Below are 24,786 nucleotides of genomic sequence, written 5' to 3'. Positions count from 1 at the left end.
TGATGATTTGTATCAGTATTTATTGGAGTCACGAGAATGATTACACAATCTGTTGTCCGGGTTTCCGAACGCGTTGAGTGTTTGTGTTCGGCTCTCCGAAAAGTACTACGACCTCTGTAGAGCAAATCGCCTTGCAAGATTGCGAATAGGTGCTAAAGAAACCCGCGCTTCGGTCGATGTTCCTTTAAAGGATCTTTCTACTCAGGAGTTCACATGTCGTTATCCATTGGTATCCCAAACGCCGCGGGCGTCACCATCGGCGGCAAGTCCGCCGCTACGATTCAAGCGTTGAGCGATCAGGCGGCCGATGCCGCGAATCAAGCGTTGGGTACGAAGGAAGGCGACGGCAACCAAGTCAAGACTGGCCCTTTGGGATTGGATAAAAGCGCGGGCGCGCAGACCGAAACCCCAGACGAGAGCAACCAGAGTGTGGCGGTGAAAGTCCTGCTCAAACGCATGCAAGAGCTACAACAGCAACTGCGCGAGCAACAGCAACAATTAGCCGCAGCTCAGGCGGCGTCTTATCCGACACCGGAAGCCAAGGCCACTGTGGTCATGGCCATTCAAGGACAGATTGCCGACACCAATGGTGCGTTGCTGGAAGTGTCCGCGGCCCTGGTCAAGGAACTGGCCAAGGAACTGGCCAAGGGTTCCAGCACCGGAACGGTGGTCAACACCACGGCATGACTTGAATGCCCGGTTTTTGCCAGCCAGTTCAAATAAATGGTCGTTTCTGCTCGTTGACAAATGTCGGCAGGGTTCGCATAGTTCGGTCTACGCAAACGTTTGCGCGGTGCTCTCGGTGGTTATCCATCAGTGAGCGCAATGAAGCCTACGCCAGCGCAAGCGTTGCTCACAATAATCATAAGATCGGAGTGAACCCATGAAGCTGCCATTCGCTGGACGTCTTCTCGCTGTCGCTATGCTGGCTGCCGCATCCGTCGCGTTACCTGTCTCTTCGGCCTTCGCCGAGACTCCTGAAAAACCCAAAGTCGCGCTGGTCATGAAATCCCTGGCCAATGAATTCTTCCTGACCATGGAAGACGGCGCCAAGGCCTATCAGAAAGAACACTCCGGCGATTTCGAGCTGATCTCCAACGGCATCAAAGACGAAACCGACACGGCTGGCCAGACGCGCATCGTCGAGCAAATGATTCTGGCCAAGGTCAATGCGCTGGTCATCGCGCCGGCTGACTCCAAGGCCATGGTTCCTGTGATCAAGAAAGCCATCGATGCCGGTATCACCGTGATCAACATCGACAACCAGCTGGACCCGGCTGTGGTCAAAAGCAAAAACCTCACCGTACCGTTCGTAGGCCCGGATAACCGCAAAGGCGCGCGTCTGGTGGGCGAGTACCTGGCCAAGCAACTGAAGGCCGGAGACGAAGTCGGCATCATCGAAGGCGTTTCAACCACCACCAACGCACAGCAAAGAACCGCAGGCTTCAAGGATGCGATGGAAGCGGCGCAGATCAAGGTCGTCTCTTTGCAGTCCGGTGACTGGGAAATCGACAAAGGCAACAAGGTTGCTGCCTCGATCCTCAGCGAATACCCGCAAGTCAAAGCCCTGCTGGCCGGTAACGACAGCATGGCGGTCGGCGCAGTATCCGCCGTGCGCGCAGCGGGCAAGGCCGGCAAGGTGCAAGTGGTCGGTTACGACAACATCAACGCCATCAAACCAATGCTCAAGGATGGCCGCGTTCTGGCTACCGCTGACCAGTTTGCCGCCAGGCAAGCCGTGTTTGGCATCGAGACTGCGCTGAAGATCATCAAAGGTGAGAAAGTCGACAGCGGCACCAATGGCGTGATCGAAACTCCGGTAGAGCTGGTCACCAAGTAGTCCTTCTGGCGACACAACGGTGCTCGCCCGTCGGGGCGAGCGCATGGAGAGTTTTTATGTCAGTTTCCGCCCCGAACGCTGTCCTCTCGGTCAGCGGTATCGGTAAGACCTACGCCCAACCGGTCCTGGCCGGCATCGACCTGACGCTGATGCGCGGTGAAGTGCTGGCGCTGACCGGTGAAAACGGCGCGGGAAAAAGCACGCTGTCGAAGATCATCGGCGGGCTGGTCACACCGACCACCGGCCACATGCAATTCCAGGGGCAGGATTACCGCCCCGCAAGCCGCACTCAGGCCGAAGACCTCGGCATCCGCATGGTGATGCAAGAGCTCAATCTGTTGCCGACCTTGTCGGTGGCGGAAAACCTGTTTCTCGACAACCTGCCCAGCGAGGGCGGCTGGATCAGTCGCAGGCAATTGCGCAAGGCAGCGATCGAAGCCATGGCCCAGGTCGGCCTCGACGCGATTGACCCGGACACGCTGGTGGGCGAATTGGGCATCGGTCACCAGCAAATGGTGGAGATCGCCCGCAACCTGATTGGCGATTGCCACGTGCTGATTCTCGACGAACCGACCGCAATGTTGACGAACCGTGAAGTCGAGATGCTGTTCGAGCAGATCACTCGTCTGCAAGCTCGCGGCGTGTCGATCATCTATATCTCGCACCGTCTCGAAGAACTGGCGCGGGTCGCCCAGCGTATTGCGGTACTGCGTGACGGCAACCTGGTTTGCGTCGAGCCGATGGCCAATTACAACAGCGAACAACTGGTGACGCTGATGGTCGGTCGTGAACTCGGCGAACACATCGACATGGGGCCGCGCAAGATCGGCGCTCCAGCCTTGACGGTCAAAGGGCTGACCCGCTCCGACAAGGTTCGCGATGTGTCCTTCGAAGTGCGCGCCGGCGAGATCTACGGGATTTCCGGCTTGATCGGGGCAGGGCGCACTGAGTTGCTGCGCTTGATCTTCGGTGCTGATACAGCGGACAGCGGCACGGTTGCACTCGGTTCGCCAGCACAGGTTGTCAGTATCCGCTCACCGGCGGACGCGGTCGGTCATGGCATCGCCCTGATCACCGAAGACCGCAAGGGCGAAGGCCTGCTGCTGACCCAATCGATCAGCGCGAATATTGCCTTGGGCAATATGCCGGTGATTTCCAGCGGTGGCTTCGTCAACAAGGGTGACGAGATGGCGCTGGCCCAGCGTCAGATCGACGCCATGCGCATCCGCAGTTCCAGCCCGACACAACTTGTGTCGGAACTGTCCGGCGGCAACCAGCAGAAAGTGGTGATCGGCCGGTGGCTTGAGCGTGATTGCTCGGTGATGCTGTTCGACGAGCCAACGCGTGGCATCGACGTTGGCGCCAAGTTTGACATTTATGCCTTGCTCGGTGAGCTGACCCGTCAAGGCAAAGCGCTCGTGGTGGTGTCCAGCGACCTGCGTGAGCTGATGTTGATCTGCGATCGCATCGGCGTGCTCTCTGCGGGACGTCTGATCGACACCTTTGAGCGTGACAGCTGGACCCAGGATGATTTGCTTGCCGCCGCGTTCGCCGGCTACCAAAAACGTGATGCGTTGCTCAACGAAGCAGCGCCTAGGGATCTCGCATGAATACTGCAGTGACTGCCGGCAAACGTAGTGGCAACTTTTACGGCCTCGGTACCTATCTGGGACTGGCCGGTGCCTTGCTGGCAATGGTTGCGCTGTTCTCGGTTCTAAGTAGCCATTTCCTGTCCTATGACACCTTCAGCACCCTGGCCAACCAGATTCCGGACTTGATGGTGCTGGCGGTCGGCATGACGTTCGTGTTGATCATCGGCGGTATCGACCTGTCGGTGGGCTCGGTGCTCGCGCTCGCGGCGTCAACGGTCAGCGTGGCCATTCTCGGTTGGGGCTGGAGCGTGTTGCCTGCGGCGCTGCTCGGAATGGCGGCGGCAGCACTGGCCGGGACCATCACGGGTTCGATTACTGTGGCGTGGCGGATTCCGTCGTTCATCGTGTCCCTTGGCGTGCTGGAAATGGCCCGCGGTGTGGCGTATCAGATGACCGGATCGCGCACGGCCTACATCGGTGATGCCTTCGCCTGGTTGTCCAACCCGATCGCCTTCGGCATCTCGCCGTCGTTCATCATTGCCTTACTGATCATCTTCGTTGCCCAGGCAGTACTGACGCGTACCGTGTTCGGTCGTTACCTGATCGGCATCGGCACCAACGAAGAGGCGGTGCGTCTGGCAGGGATCAATCCGAAGCCCTACAAGATCCTGGTATTCAGTCTGATGGGGCTGCTGGCCGGTATTGCCGCGCTGTTCCAGATTTCCCGTCTGGAGGCGGCGGATCCGAATGCCGGCTCCGGGCTGGAGTTGCAAGTGATCGCCGCGGTCGTGATCGGCGGCACCAGCCTGATGGGCGGTCGCGGTTCGGTCATCAGTACGTTTTTCGGGGTTCTGATCATTTCCGTATTGGCGGCCGGCCTCGCGCAGATCGGCGCAACTGAACCCACCAAACGCATCATCACCGGCGCGGTGATCGTGGTGGCGGTGGTGCTTGATACTTATCGCAGTCAGCGCGCAAGCCGGCGGACCTGAGTCATGGCAACGATCAAGGATGTGGCAGCGCTCGCGGGAATTTCCTACACCACGGTTTCCCACGTAGTGAACAAGACCCGGCCGGTGAGCGAAGAGGTGCGGGTCAAGGTTGAGGCAGCGATCAAAACTCTCGACTACGTGCCCAGTGCCGTGGCCCGGTCTCTCAAAGCCAAAACCACGGCGACCATCGGTCTTCTGGTGCCCAACAGCCTCAACCCGTACTTCGCCGAACTGGCGCGCGGCATCGAGGATTACTGCGAGCGTAATGGCTACTGCGTGATTCTCTGTAACTCCGATGACAACCCGGACAAGCAACGCAGCTACCTGCGCGTACTGCTGGAAAAGCGCATCGACGGGCTGATCGTCGCTTCGGCTGGCGGTGACGCGGGGTTGGCGGAGGGCTTGGCAGGCGTGCGTACGCCGATGGTGATCGTCGACCGTGGACTGGAAGGTGTGAATGCCGACCTGGTGCGAATCGATCACGAATACGGCGCCTATCTGGCGACCCGCCACCTTCTGGAACTGGGGCACCGGGACATCGCCACCATTGGCGGCCCGGCGAGTACCAGCGTGGCGCAGATGCGTCTGGCCGGTTATTGCCGTGCCCTGAAAGAGGCGGGTGTCGAAGTATCCCGCGAGCGCATGCTGGAAAGCGACTTCACCAGCACCGGCGGTTACAACGCCGCCGCGATACTGCTGGAAAAGAACCCGCCGAGCGCGATCTTCGCCGGTAACGACATGATTGGCATTGGTGTGCTGCGAGCGGCGGCCGAGCGCAATATTCGCGTGCCGACGGAGCTGTCGGTGATCGGCTTCGACGATATTCAGATGAGCCGCTATGTGTACCCGGCGCTGACCACCGTGGGGCAGTCGATCCTGCAACTCGGCGAGATGGCGGCCGAAGTGCTTTTAAGAAGAATCGCCACGCCGGATATGGCCACCGATCAACGGATCGTGACGCCCAGTATTGTCCTGCGGGAGTCGACTGCGCCGCTGGCCGGCGTGTTCGCCCAGTTCCGCTGAAATAGAAAGCCGCTAAATCAAAAGCACCGCTGAAACAGAATTGATGAGTAGTGACGTATGCCAGCAAAAGTAGTGGTTATAGGCAGCCTGAACATGGACCTGGTCACCCGGGCGCCACGGCTGCCCCGTGGCGGTGAAACACTGATCGGCGAGTCGTTTGCCACGGTTTCCGGTGGCAAGGGCGCGAATCAGGCGGTCGCAGCGGCGAGGCTGGGGGCGCAGGTGTCGATGGTCGGTTGCGTGGGCAGCGATGCCTACGGCGAAGAGCTGCGCGGGGCGCTGTTGGCCGAGCAGATCGATTGCCAGGCAGTCAGCACCGTCGACGATTCCAGCGGCGTAGCGTTAATCGTGGTCGATGACAACAGTCAGAACGCAATCGTGATCGTTGCCGGTGCCAACGGAGCGCTGACTGCAGAGGTGATTGACCGTTTCGACGCAGTATTGCAGGCGGCGGACGTGATCATCTGTCAGCTGGAAGTCCCGGATGCCACTGTCGGTCATGCGCTCAAGCGCGGCCGTGAGTTGGGTAAGACCATGATCCTCAACCCGGCGCCGGCCAGTCGCCCACTGCCGGCGGACTGGTACGCGTCCATCGATTATCTGATTCCCAACGAAAGCGAGGCCTCGGCGCTGAGTGGTTTGCCAGTGGATTCTCTGGCATCTGCCGAAACCGCTGCATCCCGGCTGATCTCCTTGGGCGCCAGCAAGGTCATCATCACCCTCGGTGCTCAAGGTTCGCTGTTTGCCAACGGCAAAGGCTTCGAGCACTTCCCTGCGCCGAAGGTGAAAGCTGTTGATACCACGGCGGCTGGCGACACCTTCGTCGGTGGTTTCGCCGCCGCGCTGGCGGCCGGCAAAGGCGAAGGCGACGCGATCCGTTTCGGCCAGGTTGCCGCGGCGCTGTCGGTGACCCGTGCTGGCGCGCAACCCTCGATTCCCACCTTGTCCGACGTACAGGCCTTTAAAGCACCATGAAAAAGACACCTTTGCTCAACGTCGCGTTGTCGCGGCTGATCGCATCCCTGGGCCATGGCGACAAGGTGGTGATCGGCGACGCAGGTCTGCCGGTGCCACCAGGCGTTGAACTGATCGACCTGGCCCTGACCCACGGTATCCCGGACTTCGTCAGCACGTTGAAGGTTGTGCTCAGCGAAATGCAGGTCGAAAGCCATGTATTGGCCCAGGAGATCCTGGACAAAAAGCCTTCGGCATTGGCGACGCTCGATGAGCTGAATGCCGAAGGTGCGTTGGGTCGGCGTGAGCTGCTCAGTCATGACCAATTCAAAGTCCTCAGCCGACAGGCGCGGGCGATTGTTCGTACAGGCGAATGTCAGCCCTACTGCAACATCGTGCTGGTGGCAGGGGTTACGTTCTAACTCGCTGTTGTCTTTCTGTTGTTCCACGCACAAGGAGTGCGCTATGCACCGCTATGCTCAGAAACTGCACCACCTGCTCCGGAGTCTGCTGCTTTTGTCCCTGATTACCGCAACAAGCGCCCAGGCGGCGGACAAGATCGACTTGATCATCGACACCGATCCGGGTGCCGACGACGTGGTTGCTCTGCTGTTTGCCCTGGCGTCGCCGCAAGAGCTGAACATTCGTGCGCTGACCACTGTTGCCGGCAATGTGCGTCTGGACAAGACGTCGCGGAATGCGCGGCTGGCCCGCGAGTGGGCGGGGCGCGAGGAGGTGCCGGTCTACGCAGGCGCACCGAAGCCGCTGATGCGCACACCGATCTATGCCGAGAACATCCATGGCAAGGAAGGCCTGTCGGGCGTCACCGTACATGAGCCGAAGAAAGGCCTGGCTGAGGGCAATGCGGTCAACTACCTGATCGACACCTTGAAAGCCGCCAAGCCCCACAGCATCACCATCGCCATGCTCGGTCCACAGACCAACCTGGCCCTTGCGCTGATCCAGGAACCTGAGATCGTTCAGGGCATCAAGGAGGTGGTGATCATGGGCGGGGCGCACTTCAACGGTGGCAACATTACCCCGGTGGCTGAGTTCAACCTGTTCGCCGACCCACAGGCTGCGGAAGTGGTGCTCAAAAGTGGAGTGAAGCTGACCTACCTGCCGCTGGACGTGACCCACAAGATCCTCACGAGTGAAGCGCGTCTTAAGCAGATCGCAGCGATCAACAATAATGCCAGCAAGCTGGTGGGCGATATTCTCAATGAATACGTCAAAGGCGACATGGAGCACTACGGCATTCCGGGTGGCCCGGTGCATGACGCGACAGTCATCGCCTACTTGCTCAAGCCTGAGTTGTTCACCGGTCGCTCGGTAAATGTGGTGGTTGATAGCCGCGAAGGCCCGACATTCGGCCAAACCATCGTCGACTGGTATGACGGCCTGAAAGCGCCGAAGAACGCTTTCTGGGTAGAAAGCGGCGACGCTCAAGGCTTCTTTGACCTGCTGACCGAGCGTCTGGCTCGTCTGAAGTAAGCCATAAACCCGCAGGTGCCAGCCTGCGGGTTTTACTTCTACTCGCTATGTATCAGGCCCATATAGGCGGTGGGGTACTTCTCGAATATCTGTGCGATGAATGTCTGGGCGGCTTGCGTCCCCAGTTCCTTGACCAATAGATCGATACCAATGATTGCCAACTCTTCCGGGCTGCCCGGGCTGTAAGAGCTGTGGCCCTGTGGCCACTTGGCTTTGATGTCGGCGTCGATGCTTACGGTGGTCATGATGGCGCTCGTGAAGTCGGGAAAGTCTGTGTGTCGAGTTAACCATTTTGCGCGGCTTTTGGCACTCCGACTTAGGCATGAGGGGAGGGCTATGCGACACTTGGTCTTTGACGATTTTTCAAGGAATGTGCTGTGCAGATCGATTTGAACACTCCTGACGGCTTGACCCTTGAGGCGGTGCGTCAGCTGCTGGCCTCTGCCAGCGACGATGAGCACACTCAATTGCGAGTCACCAAGGGCGGCATCGTCTACATTTCGTCAGGCGTTGTGGGCGGCACTGATATCAGTGGGCTGTTGTTTCGTCTGGAGACGTGGGCCAAGGGTTCCGGTTATGTAGGATTGGTCGCGGCCAGTGACGAGGTCTGGGTCATGCAGATTTTCAATGCCCTGAAAGAGAACTGGCCGAATCCGCCGTTCGACTACATTGATGTCTATTGAACGCTGTTCATATTCAGTCACGATTGAGTGGTAAACGGCAGGGCGATGCTCAGGCAAACTCGCCGCGTGTCCGAATAGAGGGCGGGGTGCTTGTACTCCCTGTGAAACCAAACGCCAGATTGGCGGTCGCACGATCTCAGCTTAACTATTGAAAAAAGGAGGCTTCATGCCTTGGAAGCTCGCGTCATTGGGTACTTTGTTGGCCGTTGCCATGCTGGCCGGTTGCAGCACTACCTCCACTGAGTCGGCAACAGACTCCGCGGCGACGACTGACACTGGCCACAGCCGTTGTGAGGCAAAGGCTGCCGAATTCACCATTGGCAAAAAGGCATCGCCTGAGTTGCTGGAGCAGGCGCGTACTCGCGCAGGCGCGCAGAATGCACGGTTCCTCTTGCCCACCGATATGGTGACTCTGGAGTACCGCTCTGATCGCCTGAACCTGAATACGGATGCCAACCGGGTTGTCACCCGCGTCAACTGCGGCTGATCGCTTCGGGCTTTTGTTTCGTCCATAAAAAACCCCGTCACGTGGACGGGGTTTTTTTAGTGCGGCTGAAAATTACTCAGCGCGGACTTGTGCAGCTTGCATACCCTTTTGGCCTTTCTCAGCCACGAAGGAAACGGTCTGGCCTTCTTTCAGGCTTTTGAAACCGTCGCTTTCGATAGCTTTGAAGTGTACGAACAGGTCGTCACCGCCACCTTGAGGAGTGATGAAGCCGAAGCCTTTTTCATCGTTGAACCATTTAACGGTGCCGGTTTGGCGATTAGACATGGTGTATCTCCAAGAAACATATATTTTCAGTAGTGCTGTGCTGCTCAGGCCAACTGGGCACACCGGGGTATCATAGTCGAAATGTTCGCTTTGGGAGCCCCCCGGACGTGCTGTTTGCCCTACAGTCGCGTTCTGTTTGCTGCTTTTTTTGCCTGCAAGCCCCGTTTTAAAAGGCTTTCAGCCAAAAGTAAAGACAATAAAAAAACCTGTAAAACCTGCATAAATTGTACGAAAAAGCGGTTTTCAGAGGCTTTTTACTGTCGTTGCAGGCGCAAAAAGCGCTCTGTCGGGCTTATTTTTTCGCTTTGGTATCGGCTTTGCACGCGCCAATTTGCGTCAGAGCCTTTTGCTTCAGGGCGTCACTGGCGGTGTTGTCCATCAAGGACTGGATGTCTTTGGCAGGGTACGATTTGATGGAATCGGCACCACAAGCGCAGTGAGCCTTCGCTGCTGCAGCACCGATCTGCGGAGTAGCCGCTTCTGTGCACTGAGCCATGTATTTCTCGCGCTCGCCTTTCGGCCAATCGGCATGGGCGGCCAGTGGCAACAGGAGAACGATGGGGGCGACTACTGCGAATAAACGTTTCAGACGCATGCTGGGATGCTCCTTGTGGGTCAATGTCTTGTTGTTTGAGAGGCAAAGCAGGGTTCAAGTTCAGCACTCTGGCATAAAATTGCCCGATTTGCCCCAGTGCAAAGCCTCGGTGCATCGACGACCGTTCATCTGTGCTAGCATGCCTCGCTCGGGCGTTTGCAGGCTCCGGACGACCTTCAGTCCCGGTAGCGGCAAATGTGCGAATAACCCTGATTTGAATCCCAGTCACTCTGGTTCGGTTTTCCGGTTGGCCGCAAGGCTCCTGCCGCTGTAAGGCAGGCGTTCGTCATTGAATGGCCTGGATCGGATCTTGTACTGGCTCATCCCAACCCACGTGACCTTTGGTAGGGGTCACCACTAGGAGAGGAGGCGCCATGCCAACTATTACTCTTCCCGACGGCAGTCAACGTTCATTCGATCACCCGGTATCCGTAGCCGAGGTCGCGGCATCCATTGGTGCAGGTCTGGCCAAAGCCACCGTGGCCGGCAAGGTCGATGGCAAGCTGGTCGACGCCAGCGACATCATCGGCAGCGACGCTACGCTGCAAATCATTACGCCAAAGGATGAAGAGGGGCTGGAGATCATTCGCCACTCTTGCGCCCACCTGGTTGGCCATGCGGTCAAGCAGCTGTACCCGACGGCCAAAATGGTTATCGGTCCGGTCATCGACGAAGGCTTCTATTACGACATCGCCTTCGAACGTCCTTTCACTCCAGACGACCTGGCCGCGATCGAGCAGCGCATGCAGCAGCTGATCGAAAAAGATTACGACGTGATCAAGAAAGTCACTCCGCGCGCCGAAGTGATCGAAGTGTTCAAGGCCCGCGGCGAAGACTACAAACTGCGCCTGGTCGAAGACATGCCGAACGAACAGGCCATGGGCCTGTACTATCACGAAGAATACGTCGACATGTGCCGCGGTCCGCACGTGCCGAACACGCGCTTCCTGAAATCCTTCAAGCTGACCAAGTTGTCCGGCGCCTACTGGCGTGGCGATGCCAAGAACGAGCAATTGCAGCGCGTTTACGGCACTGCGTGGGCTGACAAGAAGCAGCTGGCGGCTTACATCCAGCGCATCGAAGAAGCTGAAAAGCGCGATCACCGCAAGATCGGCAAGCGTCTGGGCCTGTTCCACACCCAGGAAGAGTCGCCGGGTATGGTGTTCTGGCACCCGAACGGCTGGACTCTGTATCAGGTGCTCGAGCAATACATGCGCAAGGTTCAGCGCGACAACGGTTACCTGGAGATCAAAACTCCGCAGGTCGTTGACCGCAGCCTGTGGGAGAAGTCCGGGCACTGGGCCAACTACGCCGACAACATGTTCACCACTCAGTCGGAAAACCGCGACTACGCCATCAAGCCGATGAACTGCCCTTGCCACGTGCAAGTGTTCAACCAAGGCTTGAAAAGCTACCGTGAGTTGCCAATGCGCTTGGCCGAATTCGGTGCTTGCCATCGTAACGAGCCATCGGGTGCGCTGCATGGCATCATGCGTGTGCGTGCGTTCACTCAGGATGACGCCCACATCTTCTGCACTGAAGAGCAGATGCAGGCCGAATCCGCTGCGTTCATCAAGCTGACCATGGACGTTTATGCCGACTTCGGCTTCAAAGAAGTCGAGATGAAGCTGTCCACTCGTCCGGAAAAACGCGTCGGTTCCGACGAACTGTGGGATCGCGCCGAAGCGGCCCTGGCTGCAGCCCTTGATAGCGCTGGCCTGCCGTACGATCTGCAGCCGGGCGAGGGTGCGTTCTACGGTCCGAAGATCGAGTTCTCGCTGAAAGATTGCCTTGGCCGCGTCTGGCAGTGTGGTACCCTTCAGCTCGATTTTAACCTGCCTGTCCGTCTGGGAGCCGAATACGTCTCTGAAGATAACAGTCGCAAGCACCCGGTTATGTTGCATCGGGCGATCCTTGGCTCCTTCGAACGTTTCGTCGGAATCCTGATCGAGCACTACGAGGGTGCATTCCCCGCGTGGCTGGCTCCGACCCAGGCAGTGATCATGAATATCACTGATAAACAGGCTGATTTCGCCGCTGAGGTTGAAAAAACTCTCAACGAAAGCGGATTTCGTGCCAAGTCTGACTTGAGAAATGAAAAGATCGGCTTTAAAATCCGCGAGCATACTTTGCTCAAGGTTCCTTATCTCTTGGTTATCGGAGATCGGGAAGTCGAGATGCAGACTGTCGCTGTGCGTACTCGTGAAGGTGCTGACCTGGGCTCGATGCCCGTCGCCCAGTTCGCCGAGTTCCTCGCTCAAGCGGTTTCCCGGCGTGGTCGCCCAGATTCGGAGTAATTACTATTAAGCGTGAAATGAGACAAGATAAACGAGCTGCACCGAAGGCCCCGATCAACGAGAATATCTCGGCACGCGAGGTTCGGTTAATTGGGGCTGAAGGTGAACAGCTTGGGATTGTGTCAATTGAAGACGCGCTTCTTAAGGCTGAAGAGGCCAAACTGGATCTGGTGGAAATTTCCGCCGATGCAGTACCCCCTGTTTGCAAACTGATGGACTACGGCAAATCGATCTTCGAAAAGAAGAAGCAGATTGCCGCGGCCAAGAAAAACCAGAAGCAGATTCAGGTTAAAGAAATCAAGTTTCGTCCAGGGACGGAGGAAGGGGATTACCAGGTAAAACTGCGCAACCTGGTACGTTTCCTGAGTGATGGGGACAGGGCCAAGGTATCCTTGCGATTCCGCGGCCGTGAGATGGCCCACCAGGAGCTGGGGATGGAACTCCTCAAGCGAGTTGAAGGTGACTTGCTCGAGTACGGTTCGGTCGAACAGCATCCTAAGATGGAAGGACGCCAACTGATCATGGTCATCGCCCCGAAAAAGAAGAAGTAATCAATAGGGCACGGCAGGCCTTCTGATTATGTTTATCAACTGAATGCGGAGTATCCGAACATGCCAAAAATGAAAACTAAAAGTGGTGCTGCTAAGCGGTTTCTGAAAACTGCTAACGGTATCAAGCACAAGCACGCTTTCAAGAGCCACATCCTGACTAAAATGTCGACCAAGCGTAAGCGTCAATTGCGCGGTAGCAGCTTGCTGGCACCGTGTGACGTGGCAAAAGTCGAGCGCATGCTGCGCCTTCGTTAATTTAGTCAAGAATAGAGGAAGTAACTCATGGCTCGTGTAAAGCGTGGCGTCATTGCCCGTAAACGTCACAAAAAAATTCTGAAACTTGCTAAAGGCTACTACGGCGCTCGCTCGCGCGTATTCCGTGTTGCCAAGCAAGCGGTAATCAAGGCAGGCCAATACGCCTACCGTGACCGTCGTCAGAAAAAACGTCAGTTCCGCGCTCTGTGGATCGCTCGTATCAACGCTGGTGCACGTATTAACGGTCTGTCCTACAGCCGTTTCATCGCCGGCCTGAAAAAAGCGTCCATCGAGATCGACCGTAAGGTTCTGGCTGATCTGGCAGTGAACGAAAAAGCGGCGTTTGCTGCGATTGTCGAGAAAGCTAAAGCCACCTTGGCTTAAGTACCCCCGACAGTCACCCGGCCTCACCTCTGTGGGGTCAGGTGTTAAACGTCATAAATAGGGGAAGAGCCTTCAAGCTCTTCCCCTATTTTGTATCTGGAGTCTGTACATGGAAAACCTGGATGCGCTCGTCTCTCAAGCTCTAGAGGCTGTGCAAAGCGCTGAAGATATCAATGCCCTGGAGCAAATCCGGGTTCACTACCTTGGCAAAAAGGGTGAATTGACTCAGGTGATGAAGACCCTGGGGAATTTGCCGGCAGAAGAGCGCCCGCAAGTCGGCGCCCTGATCAACGTTGCCAAGGAGCGTGTCACAGAGGTTCTCAATGCGCGCAAGGCACTGTTTGAAGAGGCCGACCTGGCCGCCAAACTGTCCGCCGAGTCCATTGACGTGACCCTGCCTGGCCGTGGCCAGAGCTCGGGTGGTCTGCATCCGGTTACTCGCACTCTGGAACGTATCGAACAGTTCTTCACTCACATCGGCTACGGCATTGCCGAAGGCCCTGAGGTCGAAGACGACTATCACAACTTCGAAGCACTCAACATCCCAGGCCATCACCCGGCCCGGTCGATGCATGACACCTTCTATTTCAATGCCAACATGTTGCTGCGCACCCATACCTCGCCGGTACAGGTCCGCACCATGGAATCGAAACAGCCGCCGATCCGCATCGTCTGCCCAGGCCGTGTGTACCGTAGCGACTCCGATATCACCCACTCCCCGATGTTCCACCAGGTCGAAGGCCTGCTGGTCGACCGTGATATCAACTTCGCCGACCTGAAAGGCACCATCGAAGAGTTCCTGCGCGTGTTCTTCGAAAAAGAACTGGCCGTGCGTTTCCGCCCTTCGTACTTCCCGTTCACAGAGCCATCCGCCGAAGTCGATATGGAATGCGTGATGTGCAGCGGTAAAGGCTGCCGTGTCTGCAAGCAGACTGGCTGGCTGGAAGTCATGGGCTGCGGCATGGTTCACCCGAATGTGCTGCGCATGTCCGGGATCGACCCGGAAGAGTTTTCGGGCTTTGCCTTCGGCATGGGTGTTGAACGTCTGGCCATGCTGCGTTATGGCGTGAACGACTTGCGTCTGTTCTTCGACAACGACTTGCGGTTCCTCGCGCAATTTCGCTAGTCGTAACGAATTCTTAGGAGAGCAGGATGAAATTCAGTGAACAATGGCTGCGTGGCTGGGTAAGCCCGCAGGTAAGTCGTGACGAGCTGGTTGCTCGTCTGTCGATGGCCGGTCTTGAGGTCGATAGCGTTACGCTGGCCGCCGGCGAATTCACCGGTGTGGTGGTGGGCGAGGTGCTGAGCACCGAACCGCACCCGGACGCTGACAAGTTGCGCGTTTGCCAGGTCAGCAATGGGACGGAGACCTTCCAGGTCGTTTGCGGTGCACCTAACGTGCGTCCGGGCCTGAAGATCCCGTTCGCCATGATCGGTGCCGAACTGCCAGGCGACTTCAAAATCAAGAAAGCCAAGCTGCGTGGCGTTGAGTCCAACGGCATGCTGTGCTCGCAAGCCGAGCTACAAGTCGGCGAAGGCAACGATGGCCTGATGGAATTGCCGGCCGATGCGCCGGTCGGTCAGGACATTCGTGAATACCTGAGCCTGGACGACGCCAGCATCGAGGTCGACCTGACCCCGAACCGCGGCGATTGTCTGTCCCTGGCCGGTCTGGCCCGTGAAGTCGGCGCGCTCTACGGCACCGAAGTCACCCGCCCGGTGGTTGCTGTCGTGCCAGCCGTGCACGACGAAGTGCGTTCGATCGAAGTGCTGGCGCCAGCCGCTTGCCCGCGTTACCTGGGTCGTGTGATCCGTAACGTTGACTTGTCCAAGCCAACGCCGCTGTGGATGGTCGAGCGTCTGCGTCGTGGTGACGTGCGCAGCATCGACGCTGCCGTCGACATCACCAACTACGTGATGCTGGAACTGGGTCAACCATTGCATGCATTTGATCTCGCCGAAATCAATGGCGGCATTCGCGTGCGCATGGCTGAAGAAGGCGAGAAGCTGGTACTGCTCGACGGTCAGGAAGTCAGCCTGCGTAGCGATACGCTGGTGATTGCCGACCACACCCGCGCCCTGGCCATCGCCGGCGTCATGGGTGGCGAGCACAGTGGCGTCAACACCGCGACCACTCGCGATGTATTCCTCGAAAGCGCCTTCTTCGACCAGATTGCTGTTGCTGGCAAGGCTCGTTCCTACGGCCTGCATACCGACGCCTCGCACCGTTACGAGCGTGGCGTGGATTGGCAACTGGCCCGTGAAGCGATGGAGCGCGCCACCGGCCTGCTGCTGGAAATCACCGGCGGCGAAGCCGGCCCGATCATCGAAACCGTCAGCGAACAACACCTGCCAAAAATTGCACCGGTCACTCTGCGTGCGGCGCGCATCACTCAGATGCTGGGTATGGAAATGGATTCGGCGGAAGTCGAGCGTCTGCTCAACGGCCTGGACCTGAAGGTTTCCGCCGATGGGGCAGGGCAGTGGCGCGTAGAAGTGCCGAGTCATCGCTTCGACATCAGCCTGGAAGTCGACCTGATCGAAGAGCTGGCCCGTCTGTATGGCTACAACCGTCTGCCGGTGCGTTACCCGCAGGCCCGCTTGGCGCCGCAGGCCAAGGCTGAGGCGCGTAGCGATCTGCCTGAGCTGCGTCGCCTGCTGGTGGCTCGTGGTTATCAGGAAGCTATCACGTACAGCTTCATCGATCCGAAACAGTTCGAATTGTTTAATCCGGGTGTTGAACCGCTGTTGCTGGCCAACCCTATCTCCAACGATATGGCCGCCATGCGCTCGTCCTTGTGGCCAGGCCTGGTCAAGGCACTTCAGCACAACCTGAACCGTCAACAGGATCGTGTCCGTCTGTTTGAAAGTGGTCTGCGTTTCGTTGGTCAATTAGATGGCTTGAAGCAAGAGCCGATGCTGGCGGGTGTTGTTTGCGGTAGCCGCCTGCCGGAAGGCTGGGCGCAAGGTCGCGATGTCGTGGACTTCTTCGACATCAAAGCCGACGTAGAAGCGGTGCTGGGCTTTGCCGGTGCACTGGATTCGTTCACTTTCGCCCCGGGCAAACACCCAGCGTTGCACCCGGGTCAAACCGCACGCATCGAACGTGAAGGTCGCCTGGTCGGTTTCGTCGGCGCTATTCACCCTGAATTGTCGAAAACCCTCGGTCTCGACCGTCCGGTCTTCGTTTTCGAGCTGGTTCTGGCCGAAGTGGCATTGGGTAAAATGCCTAAATTCCAGGAGTTATCGCGTTTTCCTGAAGTGCGTCGTGACCTGGCACTGATTGCGGCCAAGGACGTCGCGGCCAGTGCTGTACTGGACGTAATCCGTGAAAATGCAGGCGAATGGCTGACAGACCTCAGGCTATTTGACGTGTATCAGGGTAAAGGCATTGATCCTGATAGAAAAAGCCTTGCAGTCGGCTTGACCTGGCAGCATCCATCGCGCACTCTTAATGACGATGAGGTGAATACCACGACGCAAAACATCCTCACCTCGCTCGAACAAAGGTTGAACGCCACGTTAAGGAAGTGACGTATGGGGGCTCTGACGAAAGCTGAGATGGCGGAACGTCTGTATGAAGAGCTGGGCCTGAATAAACGGGAAGCCAAGGAATTGGTCGAACTGTTTTTTGAAGAAATCAGGCACGCTCTTGAAGACAACGAACAAGTCAAATTGTCCGGTTTCGGCAATTTCGACCTTCGGGACAAACGCCAGCGGCCTGGCCGCAATCCGAAAACGGGTGAAGAAATCCCGATCACGGCTCGCCGTGTGGTCACCTTTCGTCCAGGGCAGAAGTTGAAGGCCCGAGTTGAGGCTTATGCTGGAACCAAGTCATAACGACGAACTTCCCGTCATCCCAGGCAAACGCTACTTCACCATTGGTGAAGTCAGCGAGCTGTGTGCGGTAAAACCACACGTGCTGCGCTACTGGGAGCAGGAGTTTCCTCAACTCAACCCCGTCAAACGCCGCGGAAACCGCCGGTATTATCAGCGACAAGACGTGCTGATGATCCGGCAGATCCGCGCGCTTCTTTATGATCAGGGGTTCACCATCGGCGGCGCACGCTTGCGTTTGTCCGGCGATGAAGCCAAAGACGACACGACCCAATACAAGCAAATGATCCGCCAGATGATCGCCGAGCTGGAGGATGTTCTGGTGGTACTCAAGAAATAAATTCCTGCTTTTAAATACTTCCAGTTTTCAAAAGCTTGCGATATATTCTTGAGCGTTCTTCGAGAAGAGGAACGGGTTTCACGCCTAGTCGGGGCGTAGCGCAGTCCGGTAGCGCACTAGCATGGGGTGCTAGGGGTCGAGTGTTCGAATCACTCCGTCCCGACCATATAATTCAAAGGGTTGCGAGATTTTATCTCGCGACCCTTTTTTATTTTTGGTTGTTTTTACCCCCACAAAACCTCCGGCTCTGGGTGGAATCCTCACGGCTTTCGCGTGGGCGGACGCAGGCCTTGGCGCTCACGCGTGGTCTCTTTACCAATGTTGTTTGGTCTTTCTCTTCAGGTCCTGACATTTTTGAGTGTTTAAGACTATTTTCTTGCTTATTGAGAACTACATACAGGTAACCATCAGTTTGTTTATCTCAGGTCGCTCGGGTCATCCTGCGTACCCGGTAGTTAGGCTTGGGCGGCACTGGGATCGTATAGCCGTCGGGGACTAGACTGCGTAGGTCATAGCCCATCATGAACAATCCAGCTTCAAAGGCGTGGCAGCGGTCTACCAGCTGGGGCTGCTTGGCGAATAGTTCGGACCCTTCTAGTACCGCGCGGATGATCCAACCTAATTGGAGCTGGCGCCGTGCCCAAAGGTGGCGACTGGTGGTGGAGAGTTGCGGTGTACCGTTGTAGCCAAGCTTTAAGTGTTTTGGGTTTCGAATCTGGTCGCCGATCCCTGGCCCCCAGGCGAAGTCCAGTGTCTGCGGCGCAGTGGTGCCGGTGCCTTGGCGGTACAGGTGGTAGAGCAGCGCGATGGCGGCACCGACCCGGCCGTCATAGATGGGAGAGCCAGTGGTGTCGAGCAGGGCATGGATCTTAGTCATGCCCGAGTCGAATCTTAGGATGTTCTGCTTGGTGAGGTGGCTGAGCTGCTGCGTGCGGTCCAGCGCGAGAAGCGCCTGGCACCGCTTTAGGTAATTCACCAAGTTCTTGTCGTGCATTTGCTCCTTGAGGAATCCGACGGCGCCATCGACATTTCCCCACGCTAGGATCGCTTCGCAGGCCCCATGCGTGGCGAACTCATCGCGGGCTCGAACCGCAAGGCGCAAGCGAATGCGCAGCCGGCGCAGCTCCACCTTGACCGTCTCCCAGTTCCCGCCCCACTGGTATTCCGCCTGAACCGCTTCGATACCTTGAACCTTGCAGTCGATCGCTTTGCGCACGAACCTGCTGCGCGCGACCTTCAGATGCACTGGCAGAGTGGGGAGGTTTTCGATTAGCCAGTCGATGAGGCCGAGCACGTCCGGTTGCTCGAGAAACTGCTTGCGATTCATTCCATGGTTCCTAGTCGCGTCGTGATGAGTATGAAGCTCTAAGGTAGCGCACGACGGGGTATGTTTGAGTGCCTGTTTTTCGATCCACAGTGGATCTTTCACTATTGACTACACTCGACGAGCGGGCATTCGCTTTGGCTAATCCTAAAAGTCACTAGAGCTGGCATTTGGACGACAGAGCATCTGAATGGACTTTTGATGAGGTCGGAATCAAATGCAAAGGCTAGGCGATTCGATTTTTCTTAGTGCTTCTGACTTGGTTGGACATCTTAACTGCCGGCACTTAACGAGCCTTGACTTAGCTGTGGCAAATGGCGAGCTAGAACGCCCTGCTATCTGGGACCCATTGCTGCAGATTCTTTGGGAGCGTGGCGCACGACATGAACAAAGCTTTGTCGAGCACCTACGATCCCAGGGGCTATCCGTGACAATCATTGACGGTATCGGAGTTGATGACGAATCGGTTGAGCGCACAAGGAGCGCCATGCTCGCTGGGGATGAGATCATAGTACAAGGCGCGTTTCGCGCGAATGGTTGGGTCGGTCGCACGGATGTCCTCAGGCGAGTAGAGGCCGAGAGCGATCTTGGAGCATGGTCTTATGAGGTGATCGATACCAAGCTTGCTCGTGAGACGAAAGGTGGAACTGTCTTGCAGCTTTGCTTGTACGCCGATCTAGTCGGCACCATCCAAGGGGGTTGCCCGACACATAGCTATGTGGTTGCCCCATGGTCCGGGTATGAGCCACAGATGTATCGAATGGACGATTACGCAGCGTACTTTCGACGAGTCAAAAGCAGCCTTGTAGCTGCTATCGAGCACGCGGGGGAGGTGATCTATCCTGAACCGAAGGAGCATTGCGACATCTGTCGTTGGCAGAGTCGTTGCGACCGTAAACGTCGAGAGGATGACCATCCCTCGCTTGTGGCCGGGATCACCAAAGTCCATATCGATGAGTTAAGACGGCACGGCATAGAAACCATGACGGATCTAGCAGCAATGCCGGTTCCGCTTCCATGGAGGCCTTCGCGCGGGGCAGTACATTCGTACGAGCGGGTACGAGAGCAGGCGCGCATTCAGGTCGAGGGACGCGACGCAGGGAACGTGCTTCACGAACTTTTACCTGTGACGGAAGGATTCGGTTTAGCGAGCCTCCCCGAACCCTCAGTCGGGGATATCTTCTTCGATCTGGAGGGCGATCCATTTGCTGGGGAAGGCGGCCTTGAGTACCTGTTTGGTTATACTTTTATTGATGGTGACAATGGCATCGCTTACACGGCTGACTGGGCGCTATCTCGTGAGGAGGAAAAACTGAATTTCGAGCGTTTCATCGATTTCGTCATCGCTCGACAGGAGCAATACCCGGATCTGCACATTTACCATTTCGCACCCTATGAGCCGGCTGCTCTAAAACGGTTGATGGGGCGGCATGCAAGTCGTGAGGAAGAGATTGATGCCCTTTTGCGCTCTAAACGCTTTGTTGACCTTTACAGCGTGATACGAAATGGGCTACGAGCGAGCGTGGAAAGTTACTCGATCAAAAAGCTTGAGCCCTTATATGGTTTCATCCGAGATACAGCGCTTTCAGAAGCAAACATGGCCCTTGCTAAGGTTCAAGCATGTCTTGAGCTGGGAGATTTAGCATTCATCAGTGATGCTGATCGTTATGTTGTGACTGGATACAACCGAGATGACTGCGTATCTACATGGCGCCTTCGGGACTGGTTAGAAATACGGCGCACCAATTTGATCAATGTTGGCAATATCATTCCCCGACCGGAAGTGCCTGAGAGCTTGCCAAGCGAGGCCCTTGGTGAATGGCAAGAGAGGATCAATGGGCTTATCGAACGGTTGACGGACGGGGTTTCTACTGATGCGGCGGAGCGCACGGCCGAGGAGCATGCTCGATGGATTCTCGCGCATTCGCTCGACTGGCACCGCAGAGAACAGAAAGCGCTTTGGTGGGAGTATTTCCGCCTTTCCGACCTTATGGCAGAAGATTTGCTCGACGAGCGAGCTGGACTTTCAGGTCTAACATTTGTGGGCGTGAACGGGGGAACCGCTAAGGCCCCCATTCATCGCTACAGCTTCCCTCCTCAAGAAACGGAGATGCGCGGCAGTGAGGATTTGCACACTTTAGGAGGCAGGAAGCTAGGCAGCGTCGACGCAATTTCTCTGGATGACCGTTGGGTCGATATTAAGAAAAGAGGGGACAGTGAAAATATTCATCCTGAGGCAGTTTTTTCCCACGCAGTTATTAATACTACTGTCCTCGCCAATGCGCTTGTTCGCATCGGCGAACATGTCGTTGCTAATGGGATGGAGGGAGGCGGACCCTTTCAGGCCGCTCGTGATCTTCTGATGCGCCTGCCCCCTCGTATAGGCAATCAACCGATCCAGCATGAAGGTGAGCCTGTCCTCGATGCCGCACTCCGTGTTGCGGCACATATCGAAAGTGGACTGCTTCCAATTCAAGGGCCGCCAGGTGCCGGCAAGACGCACACAGGCTCACGCATGATCTGTTCTCTGGTACAAGCCGGGAAGACTGTTGGAGTGACTGCCAATAGTCACAAGGTCATCCGCAACCTTCTCGATGGAGTAGTGAAGGCTTCTGAAGAAATGGAAATTGATGTTTGCTGCTTTCAAAAACCTTCGGAGATGGAACCAGATCAGCAGCGATTGCGATTTGTAAGAAGTAATGCTGATTTGCTAAATGCCATCGGCAGCAGAGCAAATGTGGCAGGAGGGACTGCTTGGCTGTGGGCGTCGCCTGATGCAGCGCACTCCGTAGATGTGCTGTTTATTGATGAAGCGGCGCAAATGGCGCTTGCGAATGTAATTGCTGTATCACAAGCGGCGAATAGCGTTGTGTTGCTAGGCGATCCGCAACAACTCGATCAGCCGATGCAGGGTAGTCATCCAGAAGGCACTGATGTTTCAGCTCTGCATCATATTCTTGGTGAAGAGCAGACGATTGCGTCTGACCGAGGACTTTTTCTTGCGGAGACATGGCGTCTTCATCCGGACATCTGCTCCTATACGTCCGAACTATTCTACGAGGGGCGTCTTCATCCTCGCCCAGGATTGGAGACTCAAGCAATTCGCTCACCCGGACGCCTCAATGGTTCAGGCCTCCGCTATGTTGCAGTCGTTTCTGAAGGCAATCAGAGTTCATCGCCGGAAGAGGCTGATTGCGTTCGAACGCTCGTGGAGGAAATCCTTGCGTCAGGCACTACCTGGATCGACAGGCATGGTGTTGAGCGACTGATATCGCTTCAAGATATATTAATCATTGCTCCCTATAATGCGCAGGTGTTCGAGCTGCAGGACCGCATTCCGGGAGCTCGGATCGGAACTGTCGACAAATTCCAAGGACAGGAGGCGCCGATCGTTATTTACTCGATGACAACATCAAGTTACGTCGATGCACCGCGTGGAATGGAGTTTCTCTACAGCCTAAACCGACTGAATGTCGCTACATCACGTGCAAAATGTGTTTGTGTACTCGTTGCGTCGCCTACTTTGTTTGAGGCTCAATGCCGAACGCCCCGCCAGATGCAACTTGCCAATGCTTTCTGCCGTTACGATGAACTTGCGACGAAAATATAGAAAAAGGAGTTAGTAATCCTGACGGCCGCTGCGTTTTCTGCTGCATCACCATGGCTCGTGATGATATGTACTCGCCAGGAGCGACATCGCGCACGCGGAGCTTGGGCTTCATTAAGTCGCAGGCTCGAAGCTTGCTGTCGATGGCCAGATCGAAGAGAGCGAGATCTCTGCGTCGATGCCTGCCCCTGCGGTCCAGGACGAGGCGGCGAAATCAGACTTCGTCATGAGCGTTTATCCGAAAGGCGACAGTGGAGCAGTATCCCCGCCGGTGCAGGGCGGATAAATACGCCGGCCGGAATACAGTTGTTAGACGCAATCATCAATCAGCGGATGCGTTTGAACGATGCCATACAAGGGTAGCCTGTCACTTATAAGATTTAGGGCTTCAAAAACAGTAATGCGATGAGGTTCGTGTTCCAATGCAGCAACTTAATATCGCTGTGCCTTATGACGAACGATGCGTGCTCACACCAAGTGGTTGCGCAGTGGTGTGGCCGTTTCTGAATGCAAAGAAAGGCGATGGCCCCTATGAGCTATTTCTGGACACCAATGCCCTGAGTAAAGTGGATTGGGCGCGCCAGCTGCCGCAGCACGTCCGAGACCAGTCCATTCTGAATCCGTTGCCGGCGCTGATGGAACAGTGGTTTTCCAATCCAAAGCTTCGCGCTGACCCGATTACCCGAATAGACGCGATGACCCAAACCTTGTGCGATTTGGGCTTTAACTTTCGAGCGAATTTCGCCGAGCAACAAGTGGCCCTTTTACGCAGGAATGAAGCGGCACTGAAGACGCAGTTCAGCCTCATTTTTCCCTATGTGGTGATCATGAAATCATTGCTGTCGAGGAAGATGCCGGTGGATACGGCGCTGGCTGAGCTTGATCGAATTGGCCAGGCTGATATTCCGCGCTTCACTTCCAGCCTTATGTTGACTGCCTTAGGGGTTGTGCTGAAAAGTCAGCAGGCGCTCAAACTCGACGGGGATACGAAGCCTGCCTACTCGTATCTGGATTCCTTCCTGGCTTTCCAGTCGGGACAAAAGGTTGAGGGCAGCCACATCACAGTGCCGTACCTGCGCAACCGGGCGGGGGATTTGAACCTATGGTTGATACTGCCGACGCTACGCCAGCAGGGTTATTCATTTATTGGCACACCTGCAGTGGTCACGGGCGATAAAGTACTGCACCGATTGATCCTGCGCGTACTGCCACCGCTGCTGCATGTCAGTCAGAAAACGTGCTTTTCCATCTTTCCGGAGGGATTGGATGAGGCCCAATGCACGAAAATTCTCCAGACTGTACAGACCGTTGGGATCAGAGGCGAGATGACCACGGAGCAGCGCCGGCAGCGAGTGGCGGCGTTGTTCGAGTTGGCCAAGGATTTTTGTGCCAACGCTGAAGAGCGTGCGGCCGTAGACGAAAGTTGGCAGGAATGGTGCCTGCCGGGGCTTGGGTTGGATATCCGATTGGACTGAACTGCCAGCGCCGGTCCTGATTGCTCAGGACGGGAATTAGTTTGGTGAACTACGCGCCGGCCAATATCACGGCAGTGCCACCGACGACTTCATCAGAGAGTAACGACTCGATCAACTCCCGCACCCGCGCCGTCAAGGTGCCGAGTTGTGGAAGTGACTTGAGGATGGCCTGCATCAAGGCGCTGTCACTGCCGCGGAAGTCATAAATGGCCTGTTTGATATCGCCCGCCCCGTAGTCACGCCCTGTCGTCATGATGCTCTCGACGTCCTTTTATCCATCGGTGTTGCGTTTATCAATATAAGGCGTGGTCCGTGCACACTGTGATTCTACTAAATCGATATTGGAGGGGGAGCCTGCTCAAGGCAACTGAGCAATTGTTGAAGACCGCGTTAGGGCAAGAAGGCGTTCCGACTTCGGAGCAGATTTCAGACATTGTGAAGAACGCTGAAGCTTATGCCCAAGCCGAGAAACAAGGTGCAAATCCGACGACGTTGCAGAAAACCAACAGTGGCCTGAAAGGGCAGGTTCAGTTTTTACAAAACAAGCTGAACAAGGGCAAGGGAGGCGATCTGCCGCCTTGCTGGGCGAACGAAGCCGGCAAAGCAGAAATGTTCCTCACGGTGTACTTGAAGGAGGACTCACTGAGCTTTGAACCGGCCTGGCCGCCAACACGACAGGCAGATGCTGAAGCGCTCCCGAATTTCTTCGCTCTGATGGCAAACACCACTCGCACGTATGAGGACTTTCTTTAGGCGGCACGCCCCATCTCT

The 24,786-nt window shown here is 56.5% G+C and carries 26 protein-coding genes and 1 tRNA gene; 22 read left to right on the top strand and 5 right to left on the bottom strand.

The window, feature by feature from the left end; translation table 11 throughout:
- The first annotated feature begins 213 nt into the window (after positions 1–213).
- The 8 genes from EAH74_RS15245 (at position 214) to EAH74_RS15210 (ending at position 7,895) form a co-directional block, all read left to right on the top strand.
- On the top strand, positions 214–687 hold the full coding sequence (locus EAH74_RS15245) for a hypothetical protein (protein WP_140679600.1): 474 nt from the start codon (positions 214–216) through the stop codon (positions 685–687).
- A 196-nt stretch (positions 688–883) separates the two neighbouring features.
- Complete coding sequence (locus tag EAH74_RS15240; RefSeq protein WP_140679599.1) at positions 884–1,840, top strand: sugar ABC transporter substrate-binding protein; 957 nt, start codon at positions 884–886, stop codon at positions 1,838–1,840.
- A 56-nt stretch (positions 1,841–1,896) separates the two neighbouring features.
- A complete protein-coding gene (locus EAH74_RS15235) occupies positions 1,897–3,450 on the top strand; it encodes a sugar ABC transporter ATP-binding protein (RefSeq protein ID WP_140679597.1) in 1,554 nt (517 codons plus the stop codon).
- On the top strand, positions 3,447–4,424 hold the full coding sequence (locus tag EAH74_RS15230; RefSeq protein WP_123365555.1) for an ABC transporter permease: 978 nt from the start codon (positions 3,447–3,449) through the stop codon (positions 4,422–4,424). Before EAH74_RS15235 ends, EAH74_RS15230 begins: the two co-directional genes overlap by 4 nt.
- Before the next feature lie 3 nt (positions 4,425–4,427).
- The gene (locus EAH74_RS15225; RefSeq protein ID WP_134423092.1) at positions 4,428–5,447 is read left to right on the top strand and encodes a LacI family DNA-binding transcriptional regulator; all 1,020 of its coding nucleotides are present in this window, start codon (positions 4,428–4,430) and stop codon (positions 5,445–5,447) included.
- Positions 5,448–5,504: 57 nt separating this feature from the next.
- Positions 5,505–6,422, top strand: a complete 918-nt coding sequence (gene rbsK / locus EAH74_RS15220; protein WP_140679596.1) for a ribokinase — start codon at positions 5,505–5,507, stop codon at positions 6,420–6,422.
- Positions 6,419–6,823 (top strand): D-ribose pyranase, encoded by a 405-nt coding sequence (rbsD, locus tag EAH74_RS15215; protein WP_140679595.1) that lies wholly within the window; start codon positions 6,419–6,421, stop codon positions 6,821–6,823. Before rbsK ends, rbsD begins: the two co-directional genes overlap by 4 nt.
- A gap of 43 nt (positions 6,824–6,866) precedes the next feature.
- Positions 6,867–7,895 (top strand): nucleoside hydrolase, encoded by a 1,029-nt coding sequence (locus EAH74_RS15210; RefSeq protein ID WP_140679594.1) that lies wholly within the window; start codon positions 6,867–6,869, stop codon positions 7,893–7,895.
- Between the two features lie 38 nt (positions 7,896–7,933).
- Here EAH74_RS15210 and EAH74_RS15205 read toward each other — a convergent pair whose 3' ends face one another.
- Positions 7,934–8,140: a hypothetical protein gene (locus tag EAH74_RS15205; protein WP_123365560.1), complete on the bottom strand. Its 207-nt coding sequence runs from the start codon at positions 8,138–8,140 to the stop codon at positions 7,934–7,936.
- Positions 8,141–8,272: 132 nt separating this feature from the next.
- On the opposite strand from EAH74_RS15205, the gene EAH74_RS15200 reads away from it, so the two are divergent.
- Positions 8,273–8,578, top strand: a complete 306-nt coding sequence (locus EAH74_RS15200; RefSeq protein ID WP_140679592.1) for a hypothetical protein — start codon at positions 8,273–8,275, stop codon at positions 8,576–8,578.
- Between the two features lie 166 nt (positions 8,579–8,744).
- A complete protein-coding gene (locus tag EAH74_RS15195) occupies positions 8,745–9,065 on the top strand; it encodes an I78 family peptidase inhibitor (protein WP_123365561.1) in 321 nt (106 codons plus the stop codon).
- A gap of 72 nt (positions 9,066–9,137) precedes the next feature.
- Here the strand turns inward: EAH74_RS15195 and EAH74_RS15190 are convergent, their stop codons facing one another.
- Together EAH74_RS15190 and EAH74_RS15185 are read right to left on the bottom strand one after the other, a co-directional pair.
- The gene (locus tag EAH74_RS15190) at positions 9,138–9,350 is read right to left on the bottom strand and encodes a cold-shock protein (RefSeq protein ID WP_007905882.1); all 213 of its coding nucleotides are present in this window, start codon (positions 9,348–9,350) and stop codon (positions 9,138–9,140) included.
- 292 nt (positions 9,351–9,642) lie between these two features.
- On the bottom strand, positions 9,643–9,945 hold the full coding sequence (locus EAH74_RS15185) for a hypothetical protein (protein ID WP_123365562.1): 303 nt from the start codon (positions 9,943–9,945) through the stop codon (positions 9,643–9,645).
- Between the two features lie 374 nt (positions 9,946–10,319).
- On the opposite strand from EAH74_RS15185, the gene thrS reads away from it, so the two are divergent.
- The 9 genes from thrS to EAH74_RS15140 all read left to right on the top strand — a co-directional run bounded on the left by thrS (position 10,320) and on the right by EAH74_RS15140 (position 17,775).
- Complete coding sequence (gene thrS, locus EAH74_RS15180; RefSeq protein WP_140679591.1) at positions 10,320–12,242, top strand: threonine--tRNA ligase; 1,923 nt, start codon at positions 10,320–10,322, stop codon at positions 12,240–12,242.
- Positions 12,242–12,793 carry a translation initiation factor IF-3 gene (infC, locus tag EAH74_RS15175; RefSeq protein ID WP_169857083.1) on the top strand — a complete coding sequence of 184 codons (552 nt, stop codon included), beginning with the start codon at positions 12,242–12,244 and terminating at the stop codon, positions 12,791–12,793. The genes thrS and infC overlap by 1 nt, the downstream gene beginning before the upstream one ends.
- A gap of 60 nt (positions 12,794–12,853) precedes the next feature.
- Entirely contained in the window at positions 12,854–13,048 is a 195-nt protein-coding gene (gene rpmI, locus EAH74_RS15170; RefSeq protein WP_008145659.1) for a 50S ribosomal protein L35, read from the top strand.
- A gap of 27 nt (positions 13,049–13,075) precedes the next feature.
- Complete coding sequence (gene rplT, locus EAH74_RS15165) at positions 13,076–13,432, top strand: 50S ribosomal protein L20 (RefSeq protein ID WP_007905879.1); 357 nt, start codon at positions 13,076–13,078, stop codon at positions 13,430–13,432.
- Between the two features lie 109 nt (positions 13,433–13,541).
- Positions 13,542–14,558 carry a phenylalanine--tRNA ligase subunit alpha gene (pheS, locus tag EAH74_RS15160; protein ID WP_059404377.1) on the top strand — a complete coding sequence of 339 codons (1,017 nt, stop codon included), beginning with the start codon at positions 13,542–13,544 and terminating at the stop codon, positions 14,556–14,558.
- A gap of 26 nt (positions 14,559–14,584) precedes the next feature.
- Positions 14,585–16,966: a phenylalanine--tRNA ligase subunit beta gene (pheT, locus tag EAH74_RS15155; protein ID WP_140679589.1), complete on the top strand. Its 2,382-nt coding sequence runs from the start codon at positions 14,585–14,587 to the stop codon at positions 16,964–16,966.
- A 3-nt stretch (positions 16,967–16,969) separates the two neighbouring features.
- Positions 16,970–17,272 (top strand): integration host factor subunit alpha, encoded by a 303-nt coding sequence (gene ihfA / locus EAH74_RS15150; RefSeq protein WP_002553164.1) that lies wholly within the window; start codon positions 16,970–16,972, stop codon positions 17,270–17,272.
- Positions 17,253–17,609 carry a MerR family transcriptional regulator gene (locus EAH74_RS15145; protein ID WP_003179985.1) on the top strand — a complete coding sequence of 119 codons (357 nt, stop codon included), beginning with the start codon at positions 17,253–17,255 and terminating at the stop codon, positions 17,607–17,609. The genes ihfA and EAH74_RS15145 overlap by 20 nt, the downstream gene beginning before the upstream one ends.
- A gap of 89 nt (positions 17,610–17,698) precedes the next feature.
- A tRNA-Pro gene (locus EAH74_RS15140) sits at positions 17,699–17,775 on the top strand.
- Between the two features lie 255 nt (positions 17,776–18,030).
- On the opposite strand, the gene EAH74_RS15135 is transcribed toward EAH74_RS15140, so the two are convergent.
- A complete protein-coding gene (locus EAH74_RS15135) occupies positions 18,031–18,936 on the bottom strand; it encodes a hypothetical protein (RefSeq protein WP_140679588.1) in 906 nt (301 codons plus the stop codon).
- A 214-nt stretch (positions 18,937–19,150) separates the two neighbouring features.
- On the opposite strand from EAH74_RS15135, the gene EAH74_RS15130 reads away from it, so the two are divergent.
- Complete coding sequence (locus EAH74_RS15130; protein ID WP_140679587.1) at positions 19,151–22,543, top strand: TM0106 family RecB-like putative nuclease; 3,393 nt, start codon at positions 19,151–19,153, stop codon at positions 22,541–22,543.
- Positions 22,544–22,962: 419 nt separating this feature from the next.
- On the top strand, positions 22,963–24,015 hold the full coding sequence (locus tag EAH74_RS15125; RefSeq protein WP_140679586.1) for a hypothetical protein: 1,053 nt from the start codon (positions 22,963–22,965) through the stop codon (positions 24,013–24,015).
- A gap of 49 nt (positions 24,016–24,064) precedes the next feature.
- On the opposite strand, the gene EAH74_RS15120 is transcribed toward EAH74_RS15125, so the two are convergent.
- Positions 24,065–24,268, bottom strand: a complete 204-nt coding sequence (locus EAH74_RS15120) for a hypothetical protein (protein WP_140679585.1) — start codon at positions 24,266–24,268, stop codon at positions 24,065–24,067.
- 59 nt (positions 24,269–24,327) lie between these two features.
- On the opposite strand from EAH74_RS15120, the gene EAH74_RS15115 reads away from it, so the two are divergent.
- A complete protein-coding gene (locus tag EAH74_RS15115; RefSeq protein WP_193560135.1) occupies positions 24,328–24,768 on the top strand; it encodes a hypothetical protein in 441 nt (146 codons plus the stop codon).
- The last annotated feature ends 18 nt before the right edge of the window (positions 24,769–24,786 follow it).

Origin of the sequence: Pseudomonas mandelii (genome assembly GCF_006438925.1) — a bacterium.
Lineage (GTDB): Bacteria > Pseudomonadota > Gammaproteobacteria > Pseudomonadales > Pseudomonadaceae > Aquipseudomonas > Aquipseudomonas mandelii_C.
The sequence above is the reverse complement of the archived record's forward strand: the minus strand, read 5'-3'. Positions and strand labels throughout refer to the sequence as shown.